Source organism: Sphingomonas alpina (assembly GCF_014490665.1).
GTDB lineage: Bacteria > Pseudomonadota > Alphaproteobacteria > Sphingomonadales > Sphingomonadaceae > Sphingomonas > Sphingomonas alpina.
Genome location: NZ_CP061038.1, coordinates 4,789,344 through 4,815,941 on the forward strand (window position 1 = coordinate 4,789,344; position 26,598 = coordinate 4,815,941).

Consider the following 26,598-nt stretch of genomic DNA (forward strand, 5'->3'; position numbering starts at 1 on the left):
TGGTCATCACTAACAGTTTGCAACTGACATCGATGTAAATATCTTGCGCGAACCTTCGATCTGCGACAGTGTCGGCCCCATAAAAAGAGGGGCTGTTCGATGCGGAAATGGATGCTTGCGGCAACTGTGCTGGGCCTTGCCCATGGCCATGCGGCGGAGGCGCGCGCGCCACGGTTCGCAGCGACGGTCGTGCGCACGACATATGGCATTCCGCACGTCAGCGCGCGCGACTGGCGCGGGGCCGGTTATGGTGTCGGCTACGCCTATGCGCAGGACAATCTGTGCCTGCTCGCGGAACAGCTCGTCACCACCGCGGGCGAGCGATCGCGCTATTTTGGGCCGAAGGAAAGCGCTGATCTGGGGTCCGGCCGGATCGACAATCTTTCGTCCGATCTCTTTTTCCGGTCAGTGATCGACCTGCCGGCGCTGCGGCGCGGCCTGTCCCATCAGGAACCGGGGGCGGTGCAACTGCTGACCGGCTATATCGCCGGCTATAACCGGTGGCTACGCGACCTGGGCCCGGCCCGGGTGCCGGTGGCGTGTCGCGGCAAGCCGTGGGTGCGGCCGATGACGATGGACGACGCGCTGCGCGTGAACGACACGCTGATGCAGCTGACTTCGGTCGCGTTCGCGGCGGCGATCGTCGCTGCGCAGCCGCCAGGTGCGGCGCAGGCAGCCGCGATGACTACCAGTCCCGGGCCGTTCGGCCTGACGGATGTCGGGCGCAATGACTGGGGCAGCAATGGCTGGGTGTTCGGCGGCGATGTGACCAGCGACGGGCGCGGGTTGCTGGTCGGCAATCCGCATTTCCCATGGAATGGGCCGGGCCGTTTCTGGCAGATGCACGTCACCATCCCGGGTATTTACGACGCGATGGGCAGCGGGCTCGCCGGATCGCCCTTGCCGACCCTGGGGTTCAATCGCGACATCGCCTGGACCCATACCGTCACCGCGGCGCAGCACTTCACCTTGTTCGAGCTCAAGATCGACCCGGCCGATCCGACTGCCTATCTGGTCGATGGAAAGAGCGAGAAGATGGGTCGGCGGACGATCAGCGTCGCGATGCCCGACGGCACCGCGCCGGTCGAACGCACACTCTACACCACGCGGTTCGGCGCGCTGGTCGCGATGCCGGCGCTGGGCCTGAGCTGGTCGGCGAAGCGAGCATTCGCCTTTCGCGAGGCCAATCATGGCAACCAGCGCGCGCTCGGCACCTGGATGGCGATCGGGCGGGCGCACAGCGTCGGCGAGGTGCGCTCCGCGATCGAGCGCACGCTCGGCATTCCCTGGGTCAATACCCTGGTCGTCGATCGCAAGGGTGATGCGATGCATGCCGATGTGACGGCAGTGCCGAATGTATCGATCGCCAAGGCAAAGGACTGCGCGACACCCTTGTCTGCGCTGGTCGCGTCTCGCGTCGTGCTGCTCGACGGATCGCGCAGTGCGTGCGATTGGGACAAGACGCCCGGCACGCCGGTTGCCGGACTGTTGCCGGCGGGCCAGCAGGCAGTGTGGTTACGGCGCGATTATCTCGCCAACAGCAACGACAGCTACTGGCTGAGCAATCCGCACACGCCCTATGCGACGCTGTCGCCGATCCTTGGCCCGGCACAGACCGAACGGACGCTGCGCACGCGATCGGGCCTGATAGAGATCGAGCGCTGGCTGAACGGCGCGCCGGGCCGCAAGATCGACCGCGAGGCAGGCAAGGCGCTGATCCTTGCCAATCACAGCCTGGCGGCCGAACTGGTGATGGACCCGCTGCTTGCCCTGTGCGCCGGCAAGGCCGAGGTCGCCGCGGCCTGCGCCGCACTGAAGGGGTGGGAGCGCAAATTCGACCTCGACAGCCGCGGTGCCCACCTGTTCTCGACCTTCTGGCTGGCGGTGCAGGCGCAGCCCGGTCTCTGGGCGGTGAAGTTCGACCCGGTCGATCCGGTGCACACGCCGCGCGATCTGGTCACCAGCGGCGCGAGCGGGGCGAAGCTGATCGCGGCGTTGGCCGATGCGGCGGCGAAGCTGGGCAAGGACGGGATCGCGCTGGATGCGCGCTGGGGCGACGTCCAATATGCGCCGCGCGGGACGGAGCGTATCCCGATCCACGGCGCCGACGGGCTGCTCGGCGTGCTCAATGTGATCATCAACGAGCCGGCGCCGGGTGGTGTGAAGCCCAAGCACGGGTCGAGCTATATCCAGATCGTCGGTTTCGACGCGGCCGGCCCGATCGCCGATGCGGTGCTGACCTATTCGCAATCGACCGACCCGGCATCACCCTGGTACGCCGACCAGACCAGGCTTTATTCGCGCAAGGGATGGCACCGGCTGCCCTTCACGCCGGCGCAGATCGCGGCCGATGGCGGGGATCATCCAGTGCGGTTGCGTGAGTGAAGCGGTATCGGATTGTGATGGCGGCGAGAACGGCCTGAGGCGCTGACGGTCCAGCCATCGCTGTCCTCCCTTCCCACCTTCCACCGGCGGAGATAGAGCAGGCCGATGGCGCAGGGCGACACTCCGGCAAAGATCGATCGACGCACGCTGCTGATCGGCGGCGGGGCGGGTGTCGGGCTGATTGTCGCCTGGGCGGTCTGGCCGCGCAGCTATGCGCCCAATTTGACCCCGGCCAAGGGCGAGACGGTGTTCGGCGCCTGGCTGAAGATCGGGGTCGACGGCCATGTCACCGTCGCGGTGCCGCAGGCCGAACACGGCCAGGGCGTCTATACCACCCTGCCGCAGATCGTCGCCGACGAACTCGGCGCGGACTGGCGCACGGTCAGCGTGCAGCCGGCGCCGCTCAACCCGCTCTATGCCAATGCGCTCGCCGCAAGCGAATTGTTCGGCGGTGCCTTTGGCGCCTTGCCCGCGCCGCTTCGCGCCACCCATGCGCAGCGCAGTGCGCTGGTGCTGACCGGCGGATCGAGTTCAGTCCGGGCGTTCGAGGGTGAGCTGCGCGCGGCGGGTGCGGCGGCGCGGATCATGCTGTCCAAGGCGGCCGCCAAACGCTGGGGCGTAGACTGGCAATCGACCGGCACCGCAGCCGGCTTCGTCGTGCACGGCACCAAGAAATTGCGCTTTGCCGAACTCGTCGCCGAAGCGGCGCACCAGAAGATACCCAGTCCGATTCCCCTGCGCGGCGGCGACACCAATCGGCTCTACGGCCAGTCGCTGCCCCGGCTCGACGTACCTGCCAAGGTCGACGGCTCGGCCAATTTCGCCGGCGATATCCGCTTGCCGGACATGGTGTTCGCGGCGATCCGACAGGGGCCGATCGGTGATTCGAAGCTGATTCGCGTCGACCGGGCAGCCGCCGACAGGATCCGCGGCGTGCTCTCGGTCGTGACCAATGATGGCTGGGTCGCGGCGATCGCCAACAACTGGTGGGCGGCGAACAAGGCGCTTGACGCACTCAGCCCGCGTTTCGAAACCAGGGGGGCGATCATCAGCAGCGCGACGATCGACACCGCGCTCAACGCTGCGCTCGATGGTCCCGGCACGCGTATGGCGGCGCTCGGCGATCTCGGACCGGTGTTCAAGGGTGCCAATGTCGTGACCGCGCAATATCGCGCCGGGCTCGCGGTCCATGCCGCGATCGAGACGATGACTGCGACCGCACATTATCATGACGGCCGGCTCGAGCTGTGGCTGCCGACCCAGGCGCCGGGCCTGGCGCGCGGCGCGGCGGCGGCGGTTCTCGGCATTTCCGAGAATGACGTCGTTGTTCATCCGATGCTGATCGGCGGCTCGTTCGGCGCCAATCTCGAACATCAGGTCGCTGAACAGGCGGCATTGCTCGCCGAACGGATCAAACGACCGGTGCAACTGGTCTGGTCGCGCAGCGAGGACCTGCTGCACGATCGCTATCGCCCGCCCGCAGCGGCGCGGATGAGCGCCCGGCTTGGCCCCAACGGCCAGATTCTCGGCTGGCTGGCGAAGATCGCCGCGCCCTCGACCGGTCACGAGATCGCCGGTCGGCTGCTGTCGGGCGACACCACCGCCCGCGCACTGCTCGCGACGAGTGGCGGCGGCGACGCCTATGCGGTGGCGGGGGCCAGGCCATTCTACCGCCTGCCGGCCTATGCGATCGACCATCACCCGGCCGAGATCGGCGTGCCGACCGGGCATTGGCGCTCGGGCGCACACAGCTATACCGCGTTCTTCACCGAATGCTTTCTCGATGAGCTGGCGCATGTCGCCGGGACTGAGCCCCTGTCGTACCGCATCGGCATGCTCGGCGGAGATGCGCGGCTCGCGCGCTGCCTGTCGACCGCCGCGGCGCTCGGGGGTTGGGAGGGCGGCGTGCCGGGCAGCGGACAGGGGATCGCCTGCCACGCATTCCGCGGCTCCTATATCGCGGTGCTGGCAGAGGCGCATATCGGCGACGATCAGCGGCCCGTGGTCGACCGGCTGGTTGCGGCGGTCGATTGCGGGCGCCAGGTCAATCCCGATGTCGTGCTGCAGGCGATCGAAGGCGGGCTGATCTTCGGCATGGCGGCGGCGCTCGGTGGCGCGACCGAATTCACCGAGAATCTCGCCGATGCGCGCGGCTTTGGCGATCTGGCGCTGCCGCGGCTTGCGGACACGCCCGACATCACGATCGAGATGATCCGCAGCGAGGCCGACCCGGGCGGCGTCAGCGAGCTCGCCGTGCCGCCGGTCGCGCCGGCGATCGCCAATGCGCTGCAGGCCGCGACCGGATTCCGCATGCGCACCTTGCCGCTCAGGCCTGGAGACGCATGATCCTCCCCGTCGATCATCCCCCAGTCGCCGCGCGGAAGATCGGCGTGCTGCTGACAAATCTCGGCACGCCGGATGGGCCGGATGCGAAATCGGTCAAACGCTATCTGGCGGAATTCCTGTCGGACCGACGCGTGGTGGAGATTCCGCCGATCGCGTGGCAACCGATCCTGCGCGGCATCATTCTCAACACACGGCCGAAAAAATCGGCGCATGCCTATGGCCTGGTGTGGCGCGAGGACGGGTCGCCGCTCGCCGCGATCACCCGATTGCAAAGCGCGGCGTTGCAGGGGGTGTTCGGGCCGGACGTGGTGGTCGACTGGGCAATGCGCTACGGCAATCCATCGATCCCTGCGCGGCTCACGGCGCTGAAACAGGCCGGGTGCGACCGCATCCTGATCGCGCCGCTCTATCCACAATATTGCGCCGCGACGACCGCGACCGCCAACGACAAGGCTTTTGCCGCACTGGCGACGATGCGCTGGCAGCCGGCGATCCGAACCCTGCCACCCTATCATGACGACCCCGCCTATATCGATGCGCTGAAGCAGTCGGTCGAGGCGTCGCTCGCGCGTCTCGATTTCGAGCCTGAGGTGATCGTCGCCAGTTTTCACGGCATGCCCGAGCGTACGCTGGAACTCGGCGACCCCTATCATTGCCACTGCCAGAAGACCGCGCGCCTGCTCGGCGAAGCGCTCGGTCGCGATCTGGTGATCGCATTCCAGTCACGCTTCGGGCGTGCGAAGTGGCTCACGCCGGCAACTGACATCACGCTCGAGGCGCTGCCGGGCCAGGGCGTGAAGAAGGTTGCGATCCTCGCACCGGGGTTCTCCGCCGATTGCCTCGAGACGCTGGAAGAGCTGGCGATCCGCGGTCGCGACGGCTTCGAAAAAGCCGGCGGCACGCATTTCGCCTATCTGCCCTGCCTCAATGAAGGCGCCGTCGGCATCGAAATGCTTCGCACGCTGCTCGCACGAGAGCTTGAAGGCTGGAACATCACCGCCTAGCCTTTGTTCAACGGGAAAATCCAAGGAGAGAGTGTATGGCACGCGTCGCGATCGTTACCGGAGGCACGCGCGGGATTGGCGAGGCGATCAGCCTTGCGCTCAAGGAGATCGGCGTGACCGTCGCCGCCAATTATGCGGGCAATGACGAACGCGCGCGCGAGTTCAGCGATCGCACCGGGATCAAGGCCTATAAATGGGATGTCGGTGATTTCGACGCGACCCAGGCAGGCTGCGCGCAAGTCGCCGAGGAACTTGGCCCGATCGATATCGTCGTCAACAATGCCGGCATCACCCGCGACGGCACGATCCTGAAGATGAGCTATCAGGCTTGGAAAGAAGTGATCGACACCAATCTTGGCGGTTGCTTCAACATGGCCAAGGCGACCTTTCCCGGAATGCGTGACCGTAAATGGGGCCGAATCGTCAATATCGGATCGATCAACGGCCAGGCCGGGCAATATGGCCAGGTCAATTATGCCGCCGCGAAATCGGGCATCCATGGCTTCACGAAGGCGCTGGCACAGGAAGGCGCGCGCGCCGGCGTGACGGTCAATGCGATCGCGCCCGGCTATATCGACACCGACATGGTCGCGGCGGTTCCGGCTGACGTGCTGGAGAAGATCGTGGCGAAGATTCCGGTCGGCCGGCTCGGCCAGGCACATGAGATCGCTCGCGGCGTTGCGTTCCTGTGCTCCGAAGAGGGCGGGTTCGTGACCGGGTCGACGCTGAGCATCAATGGCGGGCAACATATGTACTGACGGGCGCAGGCGGCACTGCGTGCCGCCGATGCTCGCAGAGCGAGCAGCGCCCGGCACGGCCGGCGGGTGGCAGCGCCAACCCGTCCGACGGCGGCTTTGCCGCCGTCGCTGGCTAAAGCACGAAACTCCTTCCCCCGTTCGTTTCGAGCGCAGTCGAGAAACTGTGCGCAGCGCTCATGGTTTGTTTCTCGACTGCGCTCGAAACGAACGGGGGTAGAGTCCAGGTAGACCCGCGGCAAAGCCGCCGTCGGACGGGCCGCTGAAGCGCCCGCCGGCCGGTTTGGGCGCTGCGCTTTGCGCACCGCGCGGGCGTAGCCGCGCTTCACCCAAACACGAAGGGCCGGCTCCCTTCCGGGAACCGGCCCTCCACCCTCAGCTACGCTACACGAGGGCTACGCATACTACCGGGGAGCTATCAACGGCAGTAACGGGGGTTATCCGACTTATCGATCGCGCGGCCGGCAAGGGCGCCGGCGCCGGCGCCAAGTACTGCGCCAAGGGTCTTGTCGCCGCGGCGACCGACGATTTCGTGGCCGAGCAGGCCGCCGGCGATTGCGCCGACGATCGTGCCGCCGGTGCCATTGTCGCAGCGGTTGTTGCGATAGCGGCGATTGTCGCGGCGGTTGTCGTTATAATAACGGCGGTCGTCGCGGCGATAATCGCGATAGCCACGGTCGTCGTTCCGATCGTAACGATCGCTGTAACGGTCATAGCGATCATAGCGCTGAGCCGAAGCAGGGGTCGCGGAAACCAGTGCGGTGGTGCCCATGGCGAGCGCGACGGCGGCGAGGGTGAATTTCTTGAACATAGTCGATCTCCCGGTCTCGAATGTCGTGACGACGGGATTGTCTGATCGCCGTCGATGAATTGCTTCTAGGTGATTCGCTTTGAGCCCAGCCTGAATGCGTCCGTTATCGTTGGTTCATGTCGGGCCCGGACCGAATGCGCCAAAGCCACTGGCTGTTGCGCGGTTCGCGGCTATGAGGGCGCGTGCGCATCCTTCAGTCGATCCTGCTTGTACTGTTGCTGGTCCCGACCTGGACCGGGCCGAAACGTCTCGACCTGCTCGGCAGGGACGCGCGAATCGACGTGAAACGCGTGCGGCTCGACGCGGACGACCCTGCGCGGCGACGGGTCGGGCAACTGACCTGGCTTGGCGGTGTGCAATTGAGCAGCCCCGATCCGACCTTTGGCGGATTTTCGTCGATGCGCGTACAGGGCGATCGCTTCACGCTGCTTAGCGATGGCGGCAACATCGTCAGCTTCGCGCTGGACCGCTACGGGCGACTGAGCGACCCGCATTTTGCGGAGCTTCCCGATGGTCCGGGCAATGGCTGGCAGAAGAGAGACCGCGACAGCGAATCGCTGGTCGTGGATCCGGCGAGCGGCGATGTCTGGGTCGGGTTCGAGCGGGCCAATGCGATCTGGCGCTATGATTCGTCGCTGACTCGGGTGCGGGGACATGCCGCGCCGCCGGTCATGGCGCGGTGGGACGAGAATGGCGGCCCGGAGACGATGGTGCGGATGCCCGATGGCGGAATGATCGTCATCGCCGAAACGACCAAGTGGCGGCACCGTGCAGCCCGCAAGGCAGTCCGATTCGCCGGCGATCCGGTCGCGCACCCGAATCAGGGGTTTCAGTTCGGCTATCTGCCGCCCGCAGGCTATGATCCGAGCGACGCGACGCTGTTGCCCGACGGGCGCCTGCTGATCCTCAATCGCCGATTCGCCCTGCCCTTCAAATTCTCGGCGAAGCTCACGATTGTCGATCCGGCCCAGATCCGGCCCCGCGCGGTGGTGCGGGGCCGCGAGATCGCGACGCTCGCAGCGCCGCTGATCCATGACAATTTCGAAGGGATCGTGGCGACGCGCGAAGGGCGCGACACGATCGTCTGGATTGTCTCGGACGATAACCAGCTCGTGCTGGAACGTACGTTGCTGCTCAAATTCAGGCTGGAGCCGGGCGGCTGATCGAGCCGCGCTGCAGACGCGTTTAGCGGCACCGGCCCGCTCCCTCATCCGCCGCCAACAGACTTTGCTGTATGGATGGGCGGATGAGGGAGCGGGCCGGCGCCGCTTTGAAAATCGCCTTTTCGCGAATTTTCAAAGCGGCGCGTCGGCGCCCGGATCAGCAGCTCAGGCGGCGACCGCCGTGGAGAGCTTCTTGCGGACGTCGCGCTTCAGGCGGCGTGCACGCAGCGACAGCTTGTCGTCGGTCGTCTTGACCAGCCAGTTGTCGAGGCCGCCGACATGCTCCACCGAACGCAGACCATGGGTCGAGACACGCAGCTTCACGCTGGTGCCCAGTGCTTCCGACATCAAAGTCACATTCTGCAGATTCGGCAGAAAGGTACGCTTGGTCTTGTTGTTGGCGTGGGAAACATTGTTCCCTACCAGCCGGCCCTTGCCGGTCAGCTCGCAAATCCGCGACATGATCGTATCCTGAAGGTCAGGGCCATGACGGCCCGGTAATCCCATGAAGGCGGCGCGGATACCCGAGACAGGGCAGTGCGTCAACCGATTCAGACTTTGGCGTGCAACCAACGGTGCGGGTGCGACGTTTGGTTACGGTAACGATTCGATTGAGTCGATCCAGGAGAATGCCATGCGCGCGCTGTTGATCCTTATTGGCCTTGCCGCCCTTGTCGTCGTCGGCCTGATGTCGTTTGGCTTGCTGACGTTCAAAGGCACCCCGGGGTCGCTGCCCACGGTCAAGCTCGAAGGCGGTTCCGCGCCGAAGGTCAAGGCCGATATGGCGACGATCTCGGTTGGAACGGAGAACAAGACGATCGACGTGCCGACGGTCGGCACCACTCAGAAGACGATCACTGTCCCCACGGTGAAGATGGATACGCCGGCGAGCAACGCCGCCGCTCCGGCGAAATAACGCCACATGGTGCCGGCGGGCTGGTCCGGCCGGCACCGGGCGGGCATAGGGCATTCATGTTCCCGATGCCTGCCCCGATGCGCGCCGCGCTCGACGCTGCACTATCCGCCGCCGGCAATGACGAGGTCCCCGTCGGTGCAGCGGTCGTGCGCGCCGGGGAAATCATCGCGATTTCCGCCAATGCCCCGCGCACGCTTCACGATCCCACCGCCCATGCCGAGATCCGGGCGATTCGCGCGGCCGCCGCGCTGATCGGGTCGGATCGGCTGGAAGACTGTGATTTGTGGGTGACGCTGGAGCCATGCGCGATGTGCGCCGGGGCGATCGCCCATGCCCGGATCGCCCGGCTCTATTATGGTGCGGAAGATCCGAAGGGCGGAGCGGTCGCGCATGGCCCGCGCTTCTTCAGCCAGTCCACCTGCCATCACCGGCCCGAAATCTATGCGGGAATCGGCGAGGAAGAGGCAGCCGCACTGCTGAAGGATTTTTTCGCCGCGCGGCGTTAGCCACAAACATGTCCGTTCGCCCTGAGCCTGTCGAAGGGCCGCTTCCCGCAGGCGATGGCCTGTTGGGAGCGGCGGGGCTTCGACAAGCTCAGCTCGAACGGTAGTGGGGGAGGAGGCGCGGCTTACTTAGCGCAGATCGCTTTCGGGGATCGGCACGATCTTGATCTCTACCCGACGGTTGGCGGCGCGCCCTTCCTCGGTGTCGTTCGAAGCGATCGGCTGCGATTCGCCGAATCCGCGCGTGCCGATGCGTGCCGCCTGGACGCCGCGGGTGGTGAGATAATCGGCGACCGACACCGCACGCCGTTCCGACAGGCTCTGGTTGTACACGTCGCTACCGGTCGAATCGGTATGCCCGTACACATCGACATAGGTGCGATTATACTCGCCGAGTACCTGGCCGACCTGATCGAGCGTTTGCCGGAAGCTGGGCGCGACGGTTGCACTGTCGGTGGCGAAATTGATTCCCGAAGGAATGTTGAGGATCAGATCGTCGCCCTGGCGGATGACCCGGACATCGGTACCGGCGGTGCGGGCGCGCATCTCGCGCTCCTGCTTGTCCATATAGGCGCCGATGCCGGCACCGGCGAGGCCGCCGATGCCGGCGCCGAGGATCTTCTCGGTCCGGTCGTTGCGGCCGCCGACCAGGTCACCGAGCAGATACCCGCCCAGTGCGCCGCCGATGCCGCCGATCGCTGCCTTTGAAAGGCGCCGTTCGCCAGTCTCGGGGTCGGTGGTGCAGGCGCTGGTGGCGACCAGTGCGGCAAGCGTTGCGCCGAGCAACAACCTGGATTTGATCACGTAAATTCTCCCTTGAGGTCATCCCGAGCCATTAGAGCGAGCCATGGTTTCGAACGACCGAACGGTCGCAATAACTCGTCCTGTCGCGCGATTGTTCCGCATCCGATTTGAACGAAAGATGATCGCGCTGTTGTGAAGCAGACAGATTCGCGCCAAAGGAACAGGAGCGTCATGGCACCGCTTCCCCCTTTCCCTGGATCGACGTTGCGATCATCCTCGCGCTGGTCGCGTTGAACGGCGTTTTCGCGATGTCGGAACTGGCGATCGTCTCGTCGCGCAAGGCGCGGCTCGAGGCGATGGCGCGTACCGGCAAGCGCGGCGCTAGGTCGGCAATTCAGCTCGCCGCCGATCCCGGAAAATTCCTCTCCACGGTGCAGATCGGCATTACGCTGATCGGCATTCTCGCCGGCGCCTATTCCGGCGCCAGTCTCGGTGCACCGGTCGCAGCCCGGCTGCACTGGCTCGGCCTGTCGGACGACACGACCGCAACAATCGGCTTCGCGCTGGTCATCACCATCACCACCTATGCCTCGCTGATCATTGGCGAGCTGGTGCCCAAGCAGATCGCCCTTCGCGCGCCGGAGCCGATCGCGGCATTCATGGCGGCGCCGATGCGCTGGCTCGCCTGGGGAACCGCGCCGATCGTGTGGTTGCTCGATTCGACCAGCGCCTTGCTGTTCCGGCTGATGGGGCTGAAGCGCGAGACCGAGGATCATGTCACGGCGGAGGAACTCCATCTGATCGTCGCAGAGGCGTCAAAATCCGGCGTGATCGAGGAGCATGAACGCTCGATCATCTCGGGCGTGGTGCGGCTGGCCGATCGTCCGGTGCGCGAAGTGATGACGCCGCGCACCGATATCGACTGGATCGATGTCGGGCTCGACGCCGACGGCATCCGTGCTGCGCTGATGGAGGCATCGCACAGCCGTCTGCCGGTTGCCGAAGGGTCGGTCGATGCGGTGATCGGCGTGGTGCAGGCGCGCGACGTGGCGATCGCGCTGCTCAGCGGGGCGCCGCTCGACCTGCGCGCCTTGATGCGCCAGGCGCCGGTCGTGCTCGATCAGCTCGACGCGATGGATGCGCTGATCGCACTGCGCGAAGCCGAAGTACCGATGGCGCTGCTGCATGACGAATATGGCCATTTCGAAGGCATTGTGACGCCCGCCGACCTGCTCGCGGCGATCGCCGGCGAATTTGCGTCGGATACCGACCCCGACGACAGCCCTTCAGTGGTCGAGCGCGACGATGGATCGCTGCTTGTCGCGGGGCAGATGGCGGCCGATGCGCTGGCCGAACGGCTCGGCATCGACCTGCCCGAGGACCGCGATTATGCGACCGTCGCCGGCCTGGCGCTGGCGGTGTTCCGCCATTTGCCGGGCGAGGGCGAGAGCTTTGTCGAGCAGGGCTGGAAGTTCGAGGTGGTCGATCTCGACGGCCGCCGGATCGACAAGCTGCTGGTCAGCGCGGCGAAGCGCAGAGGCTGAAAATGGACGATGGTTTCGTCGCGCGTGTTTCGCGCTGGCGTGCCGGCCTGCTGGTGCTGGGCGCGCTCGGCTTCGTCGCCGCCGCCGTCTTCGTCATGCAGACCAAGGGGCTGACCGATCTCCGGGCGCTGATCACTGGCTGGCTGGGTGCTCTGTTTTTCGGGGCTTGTGCGCTGGTCGGCGCACGCCAGCTGTTCCGTACCGGTCCGGTGATGGAAATCGATGCGCGGGGCATTTTATGGCGGCGTTGGTCGGATGAGCGGATTCCCTGGTCTGCGATCGAACGCGCCGAAGCCATGAGCCTGGGGCGCCAGCGCTTCCTGGCGCTCTGGCTGCAGGATCCGGAACGGTATCGGTCGGCGCATGTGCTGGGCAGAGTCGCGGGGGCCAACAAGTCGATGGGGTTCGGCGACATTGCGCTCAGTGTTTCGGGGACCGACCGCAGCTTCGCGGATCTCGCCGCGGCTTTCGACCGCTATGCGCCGGATCGGCCCTAAAGCCTTGTCGGGTTGAACCGATCCACCTGACGGCGATTCAATGGAATTGCCTGATGCGGCAAGATGACGGTCGGACGAGGCACGGGTCGCACGCTCTCTTCCCGCTCTTTCACATGGCCGCGAAGCATCGGGCGTTTATCCCCCTGTTTCGATCGAAACGGCCCCTGTTATTGCCCCTGTTCTCTCCTGTTTTCATAACAGGGGCGAAGTCGGGCAAGGTATTGAATACAAACGCGTAATCCGGCGACCGAATCCAACATAACAGGGGCTGGAATTTAACGCCAAAAAAACAGGGGATAACAGGGGCGGGGGTGAGAGGCCGACGGGTCCTAGCCGCCGAGCTTGCCAAACTCCGCTTCATAGGCTGCACGGTCGCCGGCGGTCAGCAGCTTGGCCTGCTCGACCCAGCGGTCGCGGGCGATTCGGCCCTTGAACGTGCCGAGCTTCGCATCGAGCTCTTCGATTTCCGCCGGGCTCATCGCTGCAATCTGATCGACGCGAGTCACGCCCAGTTCGGCGAGTTGCGCGGCGAGTTTTGGTCCAAGCCCCTTGAGCTGGGTGATCGCGCCGGCAAGCACCGGTTCGACCGGCGAGTTCGCGACCATGTCGGCCGCGAGTGCCGCCGGGCTGGCATCGAACGCGGCGGCCGCGACGATCGGTTCGTCCGCGAGCGGCGGCGGGGGAGCAGGCGGTGCGACGGGAGGCGGCGCAACCGCTTCGGGCGCCACGACCGTCGCGGGAGGGGGCGATGCAACTGCTGCGGGCGATGCGGGCTGCGTGTCTGCCGCCTGGGCATCGATGGTCTTGCGATGCTCCTCGGTGACGGCCTGCGCCGCCACGCGGTCGCGCTTGCGCTTGATGCCCCACCAGATGCCGATGATCACGATCACCGCGAACACGGCGATGAGGATCAGTGGTACGATAGTGATCGTCGACTGGGCGGCCATGATTGATGCTCCGTTGCTCTTCGAACCGATGCTAACTCAGCCTTGCCGACAAAGCATCACCCGGCGATGCGCTGGATCTCGCGCCAGCCGATATCGCTGCGGCTGAAGCCGGTCGGAAAGTCGATTGCCGCAACACCGCGATAAGCGGCTGCCTTGGCAGACGCAGCGTCGATTCCGGTCCCGGTGACCGCCAGCACCCGTCCGCCCGATGCGACGAGCGTCTTGCCGTCGCGGCGTGTCCCGGCCTGGAAGACCCGGGCACCGGTCGCTTCCGCCGCCTCGATGCCTGCGATCGCACCGCCGCTCTCGGGCGTACCGGGATAGCCATTGGCGGCCATCACCACGGTCAAGGCGGTGTCTTCAGCGAAGGCCGGCGCCGGATGGTCGGCCAGCGTTCCCTGCGCGGTCGCCAGCATCAGGTCGAGCAGATCGCCCTGGAAGCGCATCATCAGCACCTGGCATTCGGGATCGCCGAAGCGGACATTATATTCGATCAGCTTGGGCCCCGCGTCGGTCAGCATGAGCCCGGCATAGAGCACGCCCGAAAATGGCGTACCCATCGCCGCCATCGCCGCGATGGTCGGCGCGACGATCTCGTCGAGCGCGCGCTGTTCCAGCTGCGGCGTGAGCACCGGCGCCGGGCTATAGGCCCCCATGCCGCCGGTATTGGGACCGACATCGCCATCGCCGACGCGCTTGTGATCCTGCGCCGATCCGAACGGCACCATCGTCGTGCCGTCGGTCAGGACGAACAGGCTGACTTCCTCGCCTTCGAGAAACTCCTCGATCACGGCTTCGGCGCCCGATACCGAAAACAGGTCCGTGATCGCGCCTTCGGCTTCGTCGCGAGTCATCGCCACCGTCACGCCCTTGCCGGCGGCAAGGCCATCGGCCTTCACCACGACCGGAATGGCGAAATCGTCGAGCGCCGCCATCCCGCCCTGGCGTGAGGTGACCTTGGCATAGGCCGCGGTCGGGATATTGGCGCGGGAGCACAGATCCTTGGTGAAACCCTTCGATCCCTCCAACTGCGCCGCCGCTTTGTCCGGTCCGAACACTGGCAGGCCCATGGTACGGATATTGTCGGCAAGCCCGTCGACCAAAGGCGCTTCCGGCCCGATCACGACGAAGCCGATCGAATGGCGAATGCAGAAATCGATCACCGCGCGATGGTCGGCCGGGTCAAGCGCGACCAGCTCGGCATGCTCGGCGATGCCGGGATTTCCGGGCGCGGCATAGAGTTTCGTCAGCGTCGACGATTGCGCCAGCCGCCATGCCAGCGCATGTTCGCGGCCACCCGATCCAATCAACAGGACATTCATGGCCGACCCCTTTTCCGACTTACCCAAAACAGACATGGGGCGGCTCGTAGCCGAGGAGGTGGCAGGCGACAACGCCGCGCCGGTCAGCGTCGGTGAGCTGGCGATGAAGCTGAAGCGCGTGGTCGAGGGCGAGTTCGGCCATGTCCGGCTGCGCGGCGAGATTTCCGGGTACAAGCGCGTCGCCTCGGGCCATGCCTATCTCAGTCTCAAGGACGACAGCGCGGTCATCGACGGGGTGATCTGGAAGGGGCAGGTGTCGGGCCTCGCCTTTCAGCCGCAAGACGGGGTCGAGGTGATCGCCACCGGCCGGATCACCACCTATCCGGGCCGGTCGAAATACCAGATCATCATCGAGCGGATGGAACTGGCCGGCGAGGGCGCGCTGATGGCGCTGCTCGACAAGCTCAAGGCGAAGCTGGCGGGCGAGGGATTGTTCGACAGCGCGGCGAAAAAGCCGCTTCCGTTCCTGCCGCGCGTCATCGGCGTGATCACGTCGCCGACGGGCGCAGTGATCCGCGATATCCTTCACCGGCTCGAGGATCGTTGTCCGACCCATGTCATCGTCTGGCCGGTGAAGGTGCAGGGCGACGGCGCGGCGGGCGAGGTCGCTGCGGCGCTGCGTGGATTCGACGCGATCGCGCCGGGCGGCTCGGTACCGCGCCCCGACCTGGTGATCGTGGCGCGCGGTGGCGGGTCGATCGAGGATCTCTGGGCGTTCAACGAGGAAGTGGTGGTGCGCGCCATTGCCGCCTGCTCGATCCCGATCATCTCCGCGGTGGGCCATGAAACCGACACGACATTGGCCGATTTCGCGGCCGATCTTCGCGCCCCGACACCGACTGCTGCGGCGGAAATGGCGGTGCCGGTGCTTGCCGATCTGCGGCTGACGCTCGACGGTCATGGCCAGCGGATGGAACGGTGCGCGCGGCGCTATCATGAGCGCGGCCGGGAGCGGCTCGATGCGCTGGTTCGCGTCTTGCCGAAACGCGATGCGCTGCTCGGGCCGCAGCGGCAAAAGGCCGACGATATGGGTGCGCGGCTCGACCGTGGCCTGGAGCGGCGCGTGACGCTGGCGCGGGGCGCGCTCGACCGTGCCGGTGGGGCGTTGCGGCTGTCGGTACTCGAACGCCAGCTCGCCGGCGCGCGCGACCGGCTCGACCGGACCTGGCGGCTGGTCGAATCGCTCAATCCCGACCGGTTGCTCGATCGCGGCTATGTCCGCGTCTCGGCAAAATTGTCGGGCGCTGTGCTTGCGAGTGCGGCGGCTGCCAGGACGGCGGGGGCCGTCACGCTCCATTTCCGGGACGGAGAAGTCGACGCGCGGGTTGAGCGCGGCGGCGGCAAGGCATATGACAAGGGAAATGACGGACTGGGTACTCGGCCCAAGCCCGACCAGCCGACCCTGTTGTAACCGGACCCACGCACCATGTTGATGTCGAACACTGATCGCCCCGCGCGGCTCCATTATATGGCCAATGGCTTTCGTGTGCTGACCACCGGCGACCATGTCGTCTGTGCGGTGTCCGGCGCGCGTATCCCGCTCGAGGATCTGCGCTACTGGAGCGTCGCTGCGCAGGAAGCCTATGCGACTGCCGAGATCGCCACCGAAGCGATGAGCCCGCCCAGATGAACCGCGTGCGGCGCTGGACCATTGGGGCGGCCGCGCTGATGCTACTCGGAAGCTGCACCACGACGCCGGAGCACGTTCAGGCGCCGCCGCCATCTCCCCGGATGGACAAGCCCACGCCACAGCTGACTCGCGATCCAGGACCGGTGACCTTCAGTTATAGCGGTCCACGCATGCAGGGCGCCGCGGTGATCGGTATCGCGCCCGCCGGCACCAGCCTGCTGACCTTCAACGGCGCTCAGGTGCCGGTGACCGCCGATGGCCGGTTCCTGATCGCCTTCGACCGCGACGCCGGCCCCTCGGCAACGCTCGTCGCGACGCTGGAGGATGGCCGTCAGGTCGGCGATACGCTGGCCGTCGCCCCGCGCGCATGGCTGATCGAACGGCTCAATACCCTGCCCAGATTTCCCAAGCCCGAGCCGGAAATGGCGCGGCTGCGGCCGGCCGAGCTCGCGCAGATCGCTGCCGCGCGAAGGATCCGATCCGATTCGTCGGGGTGGCGCCAGACGTTTCTATGGCCGACGACCGGGCGTATCACCGGCATGTTCGGGTCGCAGCGCGTCTATCGGGGTGAGCCCGGGGCCTATCATTCGGGTACCGATGTCGCCAAGCCGACCGGCACGCCGGTGCTGGCGCCGGCCGACGGCGTGGTCATTCTTGCCGCCGATCATCCCTTCACCCTGGAGGGCAATCTGCTGATGATCGATCACGGCATGGAGCTGAACTCGGCGTTCCTCCATCTGTCGCGGATCGACGTTCGGGTCGGCGAACGCGTCCGTCGCGGCCAGGTGGTCGGCGCGGTCGGGATGAGCGGCCGCGCCACCGGCCCGCATCTCCACTGGGGTTTGAAGTGGCGCGACGCGCGGATCGACCCGCTGCTGCTTGCAGGGCCGATGCCGCGTGCTGAGTAGGGTGAGCTCGTCCTCCGCGTTCAGATAACGCGCTTGACCCGAACCCCCGGCGAGCCGCCGACCCGCAACATGTAGCTGCCAAGCGCTGCGCGCTTCACCACGACATCGAGGCCGGCCTTCGGAAGACGGTAGAACGGCTTGCTGTCGATCTGGCGCCATACCGAGCCATCGACCAGTCGTATCGTCCAGCCATTAATGTCTTCACTGGCCGATGCGATCTTGGATTCGATCTGCGCGACGGTGTCGTCTTCGTCATCACCCCCGAACAGCTTGATGCTTGGCAGGCTCAGTCCGAACAAAGTGCGCTTCGCCTGGCGCACCTGCTCCTTGTCGACGATGACGAGTTCCTTCGCCTTTTCGGCTGCGTCGAGCGCGGCGACTTCATTGTCGTAACAGGCCAAGCGGCTGGCAGAATCCTTGACTGCGCGGCAATCGACCAGTCGCTGAAAAGCCTGGGCACGGGCGGGGGGCTCCTTCTCTTTTGCCAGGGCCGGGCTGGCCGCGAGTCCGGTCAGCAGTGCGGCGTAAAACAGCTTCATCGTCTTTCTCCCCGGAAGTCATTCGGCCTTATCGTTCAATTCCCGGCATCCGCGCTATGTGGCAAGGACGCAACACTATTAAGTCAATTTGCTGCGCCGCAGGCAAATCCGTTTACAGCGCATTGCCGGAAAGGCACTCATCGCACCATCGCCCGATCTGACGAGAAAATCGCTCGCATATCGGGGACAGCCTCGCGGTCAGGGCCGCGGATGCGAAAGGAACAGGGACGTGAATAAATTTACAACCATCGCGAAGCTCAGGAACGGCGCCGCGCCGATCGTGCTGGGCCTGGCGTTGATCTCCGGGCCAGCCTTTGCTCAGGCAGCCGATCCGCAGGCCGCTGAACTTCCGGCGACTGCCACCGACACCAGCGCGCCGACGGACGACATCGTCGTTACCGGTTCGCGCATCCCGCAGCCGAACCTCGAAGGGCTCAGCCCCGTCACCATCGTCAGCAACCAGGACATCAAGCTCCAGGGCACGACGCGAATCGAGGACATGCTCAATTCGTTGCCGTCGGTCTATGCAAGCCAGTCCTCGACCGTTTCGAACGGTGCCGACGGCACGGCGTCGATCGATCTTCGCGGTTTGGGGACGAGCCGCACGCTCAGCCTGGTCAACGGCCGCCGCCTGCTTCCGGGTGACCCGAGCCCGACCAGCGGCTCTGCCGCCGATATCAACATCATTCCGGCATCGATCCTGAAGCGCGTCGAAGTGCTGACCGGCGGTGCATCCTCCACCTATGGCGCGGACGCGGTTGCGGGCGTCGTCAACTTCATTATCGACACCGACTTCACCGGTGTTCGGCTCGATGGCCAGTACAGCCTGTTTCAGCACAATAATCGCGACAAGTTCCTGACGCCGCTGCTGAACGATAAAATCAAGGCCGGCGTCGCTGGCTTCGATTATCCTCAAGGTAATGTCGCTGATGGCGGCACGATCGACGCCACGATTTCGATCGGCAGCAAATTTGCCGATGATCGCGGTCATGCGCTGGTTTATTTCGGCTACCGGAAGGTCAACGCGGTCTTGCAGTCCAGGCGCGACTATAGCGCCTGCGTCCTGCAGAACAGCCGAGCAGGCGTGCCGACCTGCGGCGGATCCGCCACCTCGGACAACGGCAATGCGGTCGTGTTTGCCGATCCTCGTGGGACCGGTATCACGTCGACGATCTACACTTTCGCGCCCGGCGGCGGATTTAATAATGCCACCAGCCTCTACAACTTCGCCCCGACTAATTATTATCAGCGGCCGGACGAGCGCTACACCGCTGGTCTGTTCGCCAATTATGAAATCAATGACTCGATCAAGCCTTACGTCGAGTTCATGTTCATGGACGATCGAACGGTCGCGCAGATCGCTCCTTCGGGCGATTTCGGTAATACCCAGACGATCAATTCGGACAATCCGCTGCTGTCAGCAGCCCAGCGCGCTATTGTCTTCACGCCTGGGAACATGATTAACGGGCTCTTCCCCGGAACCACCACACCGATACCGGTCGGGGCGTCGTATAACCCGAATCCGGGGCTTCCAGTTCTCAATTTCACCGATCCGGTGACTGGCGCGCAATATCAAAAGGCATTCTTTCAGCTGCTGCGCCGCAATGTTGAAGGCGGTCCCCGCCAATCGGACCTGCAGCACACCAATTTCCGTGGCGTGATCGGTACTAAGGGCGACCTGGACAAGGTCTGGTCCTACGATGCCTATTATCAATATGGGCGGTCGAACTATTCGCAGGTCTATTCGAACGAGTTCTCGGCCGTGCGTCTCGCCCGAGCACTTGATGTCGTATCCGGTCCTGGGGGTACGCCGATTTGTCGTTCCGCTCGCGACGGAACCGATCCGAATTGCGTACCCTATAATGTCTTTGGCGGCGCGGGTGCTGCGAGCCAGGCGTCGGTTGACTATTTGTCCGCGACCGGTTTCCAGAAGGGCCAGACGTCGGAGCAGATTGCGAGCGTTTCGGTCACCGGTTTGCTGGGCGACTATGGCCTCAAGACCCCTTGGACGAACGACGGAGTGGCGGTGAACTTCGGTGCCGAGTATCGCAAGGAGTCGCTTGAACTTCAGACTGACAACGCCTTCCAGACCGGTGATCTGACTGGTCAAGGTGGCGCGACGTTGCCGATTTCAGGGAATTTCCGCGTCCTGGAATTCTTTGGTGAGGCGCAGGTGCCGCTCGTCCATGACAGCTTCATCTACGATCTGTCGCTGAACGCGGGTTATCGCCGCTCATCGTACAAGACGAGCGCGGACCGGAGTTACGACACCGACACTTTCAAGGTCGGTCTGGAATTCGCGCCGATCCGCGGCGTTCGCTTCCGTGGCACCTACAATCGCGCTGCACGTGCGCCGAACATTCAGGAACTGTTCGCAACGCCGACGGTGGGTCTCAACGGCTCCACCGATCCCTGCTCTGGCCATCAGATCACGGCGGCGGAATTTGGCTGCCGTGCGCAGGGCCTCGTTGTCGGCCAGCAGACGGCCGGCAACCCATCAGGTCAGTATAATGGCCTGATCGGCGGCAACCCCGATCTGCGGCCCGAAATCGCGACCACCAAGACGGTCGGTATCGTGCTTCAGCCCACGTTCCTGCCTGGTTTCTCGCTGACGGTCGACTGGTTTGACATCAAGATCCGGGATACGATCGCACCGCCTGCTCAGGACGCTATCCTCAAGGATTGCGTACTCAACGCGACGGCGACCTTCACGCCATTGTCATGCTCCATGGTCAGGCGCGATGCAGCCGGGTCGCTCTGGCTGTCGACCAATGGTTATGTCGATAACATCCCGAACAATCTTGGTACCGCCAATACCCGTGGTATCGAAGTCAACTCGGCCTGGTCGACCGGCCTCGGCAACTTTGGCAATCTCAGCCTCAGCCTGACAGGCACCTATCTCGACAAATATGCGATCGATAATGGTGTCACCCAGCCCTATGACTGCGCCGGCCTTTATGGGCCGACCTGCAGCGCTGGCGGTACCGTCAGCAGCGGCGCGCCAATGCCCAAGTGGCGCCATAAGGCACGTGCCACTCTGACGCTGCCGGACGGCATCGGTCTCTCGCTGCAGTGGCGCTATGTCGGCAAGGTGAAGGCCGAAACGCTAGAGGCGAACCAGTCGCTCCACGGCGACTTCAACTTCGACCCGGGCCTGCACGTCAAGGCGGTCAACTATTTCGATCTGGCCACGACGTTCAACGTTGCCGACAAGTTCACCTTCCGCGTGGGTGCGAACAACATCTTCGACAAACAGCCGCCATACATCACCAGCGGCAATGGCGGTCGTGATGGTTCGAACCTGTGCCCGAGCGGTCCGTGCAACGGCAATACCTATCCCGCCACCTGGGATGCGCTGGGCCGCTACCTCTATGCGGGTGTAACGCTGGACTTCTAATATCGTCGGAAAATTTCGACTCTTCGGGCGGCTGGTCTTCGGATCAGCCGCCCTTTCTTTTCCCCGTTCTGCCCGGTGATGGCCGCTTTGGATTGCATCGAAGGGGCAGAGCGGTTCAAACTGCAAAGATGACGACTGCATCCATGCTAGACCCGCTCACCGTCGACGTTCTCAGGCGCGCAATGGGTGCCGCCCAGGGCGGAGACATGCCTCGCGCAATTCAACTGGCCGGGGATGCGCTGTTGCAAGGCGGCGACACGGTGGCCCTCAATGCGTTTCTCGGTATGGCGCGAGCTCGTATCGGCGATCCTGTCGGCGCAATCCGCCATTTGCGGGAAGCTCATCGCGGCCGGCCTGATGACGCCACGATCGCTTGCAACCTGATCTCCGCTTTGATCGACTCCGGCGAACTGGCTGGCGCACTCGATATCGCGACGCGCGAATTGTCCTTCTCGGATCCGACGTTGCGGATCGCGCGCTATCGCGGGTTTCTCGCCCAGTCACTTGAGAATTTCGCAGAAGCGGCCGAAGCCTATGAGTATGTGATCGCGCGCGCGCCGAATGATTTCGAGAGTTTCAATAACCTGGGCAATGCGAGATCGGCGTTGGGCGATTTCGACGGTAGTGTCGCCGCTCTTCAGCGAGCGGTTGAGCTCGACCCATCAGCTCCTCCCACACGCCTGAACCTCGCATCCGTACTTCGCGCGGCCGGTCGACCCGCGGAAGTCGAAAGCGTGCTGCGCACTGCTGCCAAGGATTTCCCGCAGGATGCCCGCTCTCTGCGTGAGCTCTATATCGAACTGAAACGTGACGGGCGGCAGGACGAGGCGTGGTGGGCAATCGAGGAGGCCGTCACGCGCGATCCCGACGATGCAGACCTGCAGCTCAAATATGGCGTCGAATGTGGATTGATCCAGCGGGTCGACGATGCGGAGCGCGCCTATCGCAAGGTCGTGGCTCTCGAGCCGCAGCAGATGGATGCCTATGCCGGTCTGGCAATCCAATACGAACACACCAATCGCGAGGAGGAATTCGCGCCGCTGATTGCGCTCGCCGAGGCGAATGGCGTGGACCGGGGCGCGCTCGAGTTCCTGCGGGCGATGGAGCATCGTCGGGCCGGGCGGTTTGAGGAGGGGCTCAAGAGCCTGACGATGGTGCCGCCCGAGTTCGAGCCGGAACGCAGCGCACATCTTCGTGGGACGCTATTGGATCGGCTCGGCCGGTCAGATGAGGCCTTCGCCGCGTTCGCCGAAACCAGTCGGTTGCACCAGGGAAACCCCGTCGATCCCATTTCCCGCGCCGCCGATTTTCGTGCGGAAATTCGTCAGGAGGTTGCCTTGCTCACACCGGCGTGGCGGACGAGCTGGTCTCGGGAAACGGTCGTGCCGGAGCGGCCGGATCCGGTTTTCCTCGTTGGCTTTCCGCGATCGGGTACGACGTTGCTCGACACGATCCTGATGGGTCATCCCGATACAGTCGTGCTGGAGGAAAAACCTCCATTGAGCCTGACCGATAAGGCGATTGGTGGGCTGGCGGCCATTCCGACGCTCGATGCGCTCGGCATCGCCGATGCACGCCGACATTACTTCGATGAGGTGAATAAAATTCAGGAGGTCGAAACATCAAGCCTCCTGATCGATAAATCGCCGCTCTTCCTGCATAAGGTACCGCTCATTCAGCGCCTTTTCCCGAATGCGCGATTCATTTTGGCGCTACGCCATCCATGCGACGTTCTCCTGAGTTGTTTCATGAGCAATTTTCGCCTGAATCCGGCGATGTCCAACTTTCTTCGGCTCGATGACGCAGCCGAGTTTTATGACCTGACGTTCCAGCATTGGGAAAGATCGCGTGCGTTGTTCCCGATCAATGTACATACGATTTTCTATGAGCGATTGATCGACGACGTCGAGGGGGAGGTTCGCCCGCTGTTCGATTTTCTCGGTCTGGAATGGCATGCCGATGCGCTCGACCATCAGCGTACCGCCAAGAAGCGCGGCTTGATCACGACCGCAAGCTATTCACAGGTAACGGAGCCGATCTACAAACGCGCCGCCGGTCGCTGGGAACGCTACCGGCCACATCTGGAGCTGATCCTGCCAGTGCTTGAGCCTTGGATAGCGAAGTTCGGTTATTCGCTTTGACCATGAGCTTGGCATCTCTTCTGGGGGAGGCTGATCGGGCTCTAGCCGCGCAGGACTTTACCCGAGCTCAGAAGCTGTTGCGCGAAGCGGCTCTGGCGCAGCCGGAGGATCTGTCGATCTTCTTGAAACTAGCCGGGGTCAGCCGTGCTATCGGCCAGTTCGGCGTCGCGCTCGATGCCGTGCATCGCGCACTCTCTCTCTCCCCACTGGATTTTACCGCGCTTCTCATGCGAGCCGGGCTATTGGATCGAGCGGGGGATCCAATGGCGGGGGAGGCTTGGGGCCATGCCCTTGCCCAGAAGCCGGATGGTCAGTTACCGCCGCAGATGGCCGCGGTACTTGCGGAGGGGGAGCGTCGGCACGCTGCCTGGCTCGATGCGCGCGAGCAGCGATTGGAAGCCGCGATGGCCGTTGCTGAGCAACAAGCGGATGACGAGGAGCGGAAACGCATCGCGCGTTTCAGGAGCAATGCGCTGCGCCGCACACGACATTTTCACAGTGAGCCGACCCATTTTCATTTTCCAGGTCTGGTTGAGCGCGAATTCCATCCCCGCACACTGTTCCCATGGCTGGCCGAGCTCGAAGCGGAAACCCGAATCATCGTTGCCGAGCTGGAAGCAGTCATGTCGGCCGAGCGCGCTGAGCTTGTGCCATACATCCAATACGCGGACCACCTTCCGCTTCAGCAATGGCGGCCCTTGAACCACAATGCCGATTGGACGGCCATTCACCTATGGAAGAACGGTCATAAGGTCGAGGCCAACTCCCGCCATTGTCCGCGCACTCTCGAACTGCTCGAACGACTTCCCCAGCCAGTGATACCGGGTGCCTCGCCCAATGCGATGTTTTCGCTGCTTGCGCCAAGGACCCAGATTCCACCGCATGTCGGCATCAACAATGGACGGCTGGTCTGCCATCTTCCGCTCGTTGTGCCGGCAGGCTGCTGGTTTCGTGTCGGTGCCGAACGGCGACACTGGCAGCGTGGAGAAGCCTTTATATTCGACGACACCATTGAGCATGAAGCGGCGAATCCAACCGATCAGCTTCGCATCGTCTTCATTTGCGATATTTGGCACCCCGATCTCAGCACTATCGAGCGTGAGGCGATCGCGGCGCTTATCGCTGCCGAAGACGGAGTATCGGCGGTTGGCCTGTGACTTTCGAGGTTCGGCTCGCATCGATTCTCAATGGTCGATTCAATAGAGACAGTCTCGCCGATCTGGCCGGGCTGGCACTTGATGCAGGTGAGGAAGAGCGCGCATTACCGTTGCTCGAACGGGCAGCGCGGGGTTCGATGGATGCCCGTTTATGGCAATGGACTGGCCTGTTGCAACGAGCGCTGGACCAGCACGAAGCTGCACTACAATCGTTTGGGCAAGCGGTCAGGCTGGCGCCTTCTGACGTCAGTATTGCCCGTGGCCATGCTCAGGTAACGTTCGAGGCGGGTCTCGATGCCATCGCTCTCTTTGAACGGGCGTGCCGCCTCGCTCCGATGGCGGGCGATATGGTCCTTGGCCTTGCCGCAGCGCGTATGGCCATGGGACGCGGCGAGGAAGCGGCCGCGGCTCTCGATACGATCCTCATTCGATCGCCAATGTGGATTGAGGGGCATACGCAGCTCGCGCAACTTCGCTCAATGCTGGGTCAGCCCCAGGCTGTGGAAACATCCTTGATGCGAGCGCTGGCGGCGCAGCCCGGCGAAAGCGCGCTGTGGTATGCTCTCTTTGACCTCCATCTGCGCCGTGAGGATTATGCGACCCTTGCCGACCGGGTGAACGCAGCGGAAAAAGCCGGACAAGCCGACCCGTTCTGCGCCGAGTACAGAGCAATTGCTGCGGCCGAACTCGGCGACGAAGAGCGTGCGGATACGTTGTTCGACGTCGCCTCTGCCATGGAATCAAAGCTTGCCATATGGCGAATTCGTCATCTGCTGCGAAGCGGACGGGCTGAATGGGCATCGCGGCTGATCGATAATGAACTGATGACGGAGCGCGCGACTGCCGTCTGGCCTTATGCCGCTGCAACGTGGCGCCTGACCGGAGACTCCCGGGGCGAATGGCTGGAAAACGACTCTCGGTTTGTGACGGTGATGGATCTTGAGCGGAATCTACCTCCGCTTGAACAGCTTGCTGCACTGCTGCGATCGCTGCATGTCGCAAAGGGGGAGTATCTGGATCAGTCAGTTCGTGGCGGGACCCAGACGGACGGGCCTTTGCTCAGTCGTATCGAGCCGATAATCCGTACCGCACGCGATGCCATAACGCAGGCTGTGACGCGTTATATTGCCCAACTTCCACCGCCCGATCCTTCGCACCCGCTCCTGGCTGGTCGTCGCGATCGCCGCGTGCGCTTTGCTGGCAGCTGGTCGGTTCGGCTCGCGGCAAGCGGGCACCATTCCAATCACGTCCATCCTCAGGGCTGGATCAGTTCGGCGCTCTATGTCTCGCTTCCCCGGCGCCAGCCGGATGAGTCTGCCCATGCTGGTTGGCTGGTGCTTGGCGAGCCTCCGGCGGCGCTTGGCCTTGATCTACCGCCGCGACGAATGATCGAACCCCGCGAGGGACAGCTGATATTATTCCCCTCCTGGATGTGGCACGGTACGCGACGCTTTGCGCAAGGGGAGAGACTGACCATCGCCTTCGACGTCGCGCCACCGCGTTAGGCCAGGGATCGGGGTTGTCGTTTCGAAAAGTCTGGGTTTTCACTTTCGTCTGTTATAGTTTCAAAGCAACTCTTCAGCCTTGAAAGGATAGAAAGTGAACCATGTCGCTCGGCGGGCCGTTTTTGGGTTGCTGGTCAGCTTCGCACTGACCACACCCGCGATGGCGAAGGAGGGCACGCCTTCAGATGCCAGGAAAAAGAATGATCCAAACGAGGTCGTCTGCCAGAAGGAAGAGGTACTCGGAAGCCGTCTTGCGGTGCGACGGGTCTGCAAGACGCGGAGCGAATGGGCCGCCCAACGTCAAAATGATCGTGCGATGGTCCAGCAAACTCAGGTCGGTTCGTGCCAGAGGCAAGCGGGCTGTTGAGCCTCTCGGATCACGAG

At 64.1% G+C, this 26,598-nt stretch carries 22 protein-coding genes; 16 read left to right on the forward strand and 6 right to left on the reverse strand.

Annotated elements, in window-relative coordinates:
- Positions 1 to 99: 99 nt before the first annotated feature.
- The 4 genes from H3Z74_RS22595 to phbB all read left to right on the forward strand — a co-directional run bounded on the left by H3Z74_RS22595 (position 100) and on the right by phbB (position 6,493).
- Positions 100 to 2,385 carry a penicillin acylase family protein gene (locus H3Z74_RS22595; protein ID WP_187761721.1) on the forward strand — a complete coding sequence of 762 codons (2,286 nt, stop codon included), beginning with the start codon at positions 100 to 102 and terminating at the stop codon, positions 2,383 to 2,385.
- A 105-nt stretch (positions 2,386 to 2,490) separates the two neighbouring features.
- Positions 2,491 to 4,731 (forward strand): xanthine dehydrogenase family protein molybdopterin-binding subunit, encoded by a 2,241-nt coding sequence (locus H3Z74_RS22600; protein ID WP_187761722.1) that lies wholly within the window; start codon positions 2,491 to 2,493, stop codon positions 4,729 to 4,731.
- Positions 4,728 to 5,735 carry a ferrochelatase gene (gene hemH / locus H3Z74_RS22605; RefSeq protein WP_187761723.1) on the forward strand — a complete coding sequence of 336 codons (1,008 nt, stop codon included), beginning with the start codon at positions 4,728 to 4,730 and terminating at the stop codon, positions 5,733 to 5,735. The genes H3Z74_RS22600 and hemH overlap by 4 nt, the downstream gene beginning before the upstream one ends.
- Before the next feature lie 35 nt (positions 5,736 to 5,770).
- Complete coding sequence (gene phbB, locus H3Z74_RS22610) at positions 5,771 to 6,493, forward strand: acetoacetyl-CoA reductase (RefSeq protein ID WP_187761724.1); 723 nt, start codon at positions 5,771 to 5,773, stop codon at positions 6,491 to 6,493.
- Positions 6,494 to 6,908: 415 nt separating this feature from the next.
- On the opposite strand, the gene H3Z74_RS22615 is transcribed toward phbB, so the two are convergent.
- A complete protein-coding gene (locus H3Z74_RS22615; RefSeq protein WP_187761725.1) occupies positions 6,909 to 7,301 on the reverse strand; it encodes a glycine zipper 2TM domain-containing protein in 393 nt (130 codons plus the stop codon).
- A 182-nt stretch (positions 7,302 to 7,483) separates the two neighbouring features.
- On the opposite strand from H3Z74_RS22615, the gene H3Z74_RS22620 reads away from it, so the two are divergent.
- Positions 7,484 to 8,464, forward strand: a complete 981-nt coding sequence (locus H3Z74_RS22620; RefSeq protein ID WP_187761726.1) for an esterase-like activity of phytase family protein — start codon at positions 7,484 to 7,486, stop codon at positions 8,462 to 8,464.
- Positions 8,465 to 8,629: 165 nt separating this feature from the next.
- Here H3Z74_RS22620 and rpmB read toward each other — a convergent pair whose 3' ends face one another.
- The gene (gene rpmB, locus H3Z74_RS22625) at positions 8,630 to 8,926 is read right to left on the reverse strand and encodes a 50S ribosomal protein L28 (RefSeq protein ID WP_034160912.1); all 297 of its coding nucleotides are present in this window, start codon (positions 8,924 to 8,926) and stop codon (positions 8,630 to 8,632) included.
- A 172-nt stretch (positions 8,927 to 9,098) separates the two neighbouring features.
- On the opposite strand from rpmB, the gene H3Z74_RS22630 reads away from it, so the two are divergent.
- Positions 9,099 to 9,380 carry a hypothetical protein gene (locus H3Z74_RS22630; RefSeq protein WP_187761727.1) on the forward strand — a complete coding sequence of 94 codons (282 nt, stop codon included), beginning with the start codon at positions 9,099 to 9,101 and terminating at the stop codon, positions 9,378 to 9,380.
- A 56-nt stretch (positions 9,381 to 9,436) separates the two neighbouring features.
- Positions 9,437 to 9,886: a nucleoside deaminase gene (locus H3Z74_RS22635; RefSeq protein ID WP_229726744.1), complete on the forward strand. Its 450-nt coding sequence runs from the start codon at positions 9,437 to 9,439 to the stop codon at positions 9,884 to 9,886.
- A gap of 126 nt (positions 9,887 to 10,012) precedes the next feature.
- Here the strand turns inward: H3Z74_RS22635 and H3Z74_RS22640 are convergent, their stop codons facing one another.
- Positions 10,013 to 10,684: an OmpA family protein gene (locus H3Z74_RS22640; protein WP_187764486.1), complete on the reverse strand. Its 672-nt coding sequence runs from the start codon at positions 10,682 to 10,684 to the stop codon at positions 10,013 to 10,015.
- 233 nt (positions 10,685 to 10,917) lie between these two features.
- Between H3Z74_RS22640 and H3Z74_RS22645 the strand changes: the two genes are divergently transcribed.
- Entirely contained in the window at positions 10,918 to 12,171 is a 1,254-nt protein-coding gene (locus H3Z74_RS22645; protein WP_229726745.1) for a hemolysin family protein, read from the forward strand.
- Between the two features lie 2 nt (positions 12,172 to 12,173).
- Positions 12,174 to 12,668 (forward strand): STM3941 family protein, encoded by a 495-nt coding sequence (locus tag H3Z74_RS22650; RefSeq protein WP_187761728.1) that lies wholly within the window; start codon positions 12,174 to 12,176, stop codon positions 12,666 to 12,668.
- Between the two features lie 329 nt (positions 12,669 to 12,997).
- Here the strand turns inward: H3Z74_RS22650 and H3Z74_RS22655 are convergent, their stop codons facing one another.
- Positions 12,998 to 13,615, reverse strand: coding sequence for a hypothetical protein (locus H3Z74_RS22655; protein ID WP_187761729.1), 618 nt, complete (start codon positions 13,613 to 13,615; stop codon positions 12,998 to 13,000).
- A gap of 56 nt (positions 13,616 to 13,671) precedes the next feature.
- Complete coding sequence (gene purD, locus H3Z74_RS22660; RefSeq protein ID WP_187761730.1) at positions 13,672 to 14,937, reverse strand: phosphoribosylamine--glycine ligase; 1,266 nt, start codon at positions 14,935 to 14,937, stop codon at positions 13,672 to 13,674.
- On the opposite strand from purD, the gene xseA reads away from it, so the two are divergent.
- Genes xseA through H3Z74_RS22675 form a run of 3 tightly spaced genes read left to right on the forward strand, consistent with a single transcriptional unit; the run spans position 14,936 to position 17,475 of the window.
- On the forward strand, positions 14,936 to 16,348 hold the full coding sequence (xseA, locus tag H3Z74_RS22665) for an exodeoxyribonuclease VII large subunit (RefSeq protein ID WP_187761731.1): 1,413 nt from the start codon (positions 14,936 to 14,938) through the stop codon (positions 16,346 to 16,348). The two genes, purD and xseA, sit on opposite strands and share 2 nt — an antisense overlap.
- A gap of 15 nt (positions 16,349 to 16,363) precedes the next feature.
- Positions 16,364 to 16,567, forward strand: a complete 204-nt coding sequence (locus tag H3Z74_RS22670) for a DUF2093 domain-containing protein (protein ID WP_187761732.1) — start codon at positions 16,364 to 16,366, stop codon at positions 16,565 to 16,567.
- Positions 16,564 to 17,475, forward strand: a complete 912-nt coding sequence (locus H3Z74_RS22675) for a M23 family metallopeptidase (protein ID WP_390901777.1) — start codon at positions 16,564 to 16,566, stop codon at positions 17,473 to 17,475. The genes H3Z74_RS22670 and H3Z74_RS22675 overlap by 4 nt, the downstream gene beginning before the upstream one ends.
- A 20-nt stretch (positions 17,476 to 17,495) precedes the next feature.
- On the opposite strand, the gene H3Z74_RS22680 is transcribed toward H3Z74_RS22675, so the two are convergent.
- Positions 17,496 to 18,014, reverse strand: a complete 519-nt coding sequence (locus H3Z74_RS22680; protein WP_187761733.1) for a hypothetical protein — start codon at positions 18,012 to 18,014, stop codon at positions 17,496 to 17,498.
- A gap of 229 nt (positions 18,015 to 18,243) precedes the next feature.
- Here H3Z74_RS22680 and H3Z74_RS22685 point away from each other — a divergent pair, with 229 nt between their 5' ends.
- The 4 genes from H3Z74_RS22685 to H3Z74_RS22700 all read left to right on the forward strand — a co-directional run bounded on the left by H3Z74_RS22685 (position 18,244) and on the right by H3Z74_RS22700 (position 26,214).
- Positions 18,244 to 21,411: a TonB-dependent receptor domain-containing protein gene (locus tag H3Z74_RS22685; protein WP_229726747.1), complete on the forward strand. Its 3,168-nt coding sequence runs from the start codon at positions 18,244 to 18,246 to the stop codon at positions 21,409 to 21,411.
- A 128-nt stretch (positions 21,412 to 21,539) separates the two neighbouring features.
- On the forward strand, positions 21,540 to 23,552 hold the full coding sequence (locus H3Z74_RS22690) for a tetratricopeptide repeat-containing sulfotransferase family protein (RefSeq protein ID WP_187761734.1): 2,013 nt from the start codon (positions 21,540 to 21,542) through the stop codon (positions 23,550 to 23,552).
- Between the two features lie 2 nt (positions 23,553 to 23,554).
- Positions 23,555 to 24,709, forward strand: a complete 1,155-nt coding sequence (locus H3Z74_RS22695) for an aspartyl/asparaginyl beta-hydroxylase domain-containing protein (protein WP_187761735.1) — start codon at positions 23,555 to 23,557, stop codon at positions 24,707 to 24,709.
- Positions 24,706 to 26,214 carry a putative 2OG-Fe(II) oxygenase gene (locus H3Z74_RS22700; protein WP_229726748.1) on the forward strand — a complete coding sequence of 503 codons (1,509 nt, stop codon included), beginning with the start codon at positions 24,706 to 24,708 and terminating at the stop codon, positions 26,212 to 26,214. The genes H3Z74_RS22695 and H3Z74_RS22700 overlap by 4 nt, the downstream gene beginning before the upstream one ends.
- Positions 26,215 to 26,598: the final 384 nt, after the last annotated feature.

Bases quoted from the DNA above. Each gene is read 5' to 3' on its own strand.
- H3Z74_RS22595 (WP_187761721.1), top strand. From the start codon at position 100: ATGCGGAAATGGATGCTTGCGGCAACTGTGCTGGGCCTTGCCCATGGC.
- H3Z74_RS22600 (WP_187761722.1), top strand. From the start codon at position 2,491: ATGGCGCAGGGCGACACTCCGGCAAAGATCGATCGACGCACGCTGCTG.
- hemH (WP_187761723.1), top strand. From the start codon at position 4,728: ATGATCCTCCCCGTCGATCATCCCCCAGTCGCCGCGCGGAAGATCGGC.
- phbB (WP_187761724.1), top strand. From the start codon at position 5,771: ATGGCACGCGTCGCGATCGTTACCGGAGGCACGCGCGGGATTGGCGAG.
- H3Z74_RS22615 (WP_187761725.1), bottom strand. From the start codon at position 7,301: ATGTTCAAGAAATTCACCCTCGCCGCCGTCGCGCTCGCCATGGGCACC.
- rpmB (WP_034160912.1), bottom strand. From the start codon at position 8,926: ATGTCGCGGATTTGCGAGCTGACCGGCAAGGGCCGGCTGGTAGGGAAC.
- H3Z74_RS22630 (WP_187761727.1), top strand. From the start codon at position 9,099: ATGCGCGCGCTGTTGATCCTTATTGGCCTTGCCGCCCTTGTCGTCGTC.
- H3Z74_RS22635 (WP_229726744.1), top strand. From the start codon at position 9,437: ATGTTCCCGATGCCTGCCCCGATGCGCGCCGCGCTCGACGCTGCACTA.
- H3Z74_RS22650 (WP_187761728.1), top strand. From the start codon at position 12,174: ATGGACGATGGTTTCGTCGCGCGTGTTTCGCGCTGGCGTGCCGGCCTG.
- H3Z74_RS22655 (WP_187761729.1), bottom strand. From the start codon at position 13,615: ATGGCCGCCCAGTCGACGATCACTATCGTACCACTGATCCTCATCGCC.
- xseA (WP_187761731.1), top strand. From the start codon at position 14,936: ATGGCCGACCCCTTTTCCGACTTACCCAAAACAGACATGGGGCGGCTC.
- purD (WP_187761730.1), bottom strand. From the start codon at position 14,937: ATGAATGTCCTGTTGATTGGATCGGGTGGCCGCGAACATGCGCTGGCA.
- H3Z74_RS22670 (WP_187761732.1), top strand. From the start codon at position 16,364: ATGTTGATGTCGAACACTGATCGCCCCGCGCGGCTCCATTATATGGCC.
- H3Z74_RS22675 (WP_390901777.1), top strand. From the start codon at position 16,564: ATGAACCGCGTGCGGCGCTGGACCATTGGGGCGGCCGCGCTGATGCTA.
- H3Z74_RS22680 (WP_187761733.1), bottom strand. From the start codon at position 18,014: ATGAAGCTGTTTTACGCCGCACTGCTGACCGGACTCGCGGCCAGCCCG.
- H3Z74_RS22690 (WP_187761734.1), top strand. From the start codon at position 21,540: ATGACGACTGCATCCATGCTAGACCCGCTCACCGTCGACGTTCTCAGG.
- H3Z74_RS22695 (WP_187761735.1), top strand. From the start codon at position 23,555: ATGAGCTTGGCATCTCTTCTGGGGGAGGCTGATCGGGCTCTAGCCGCG.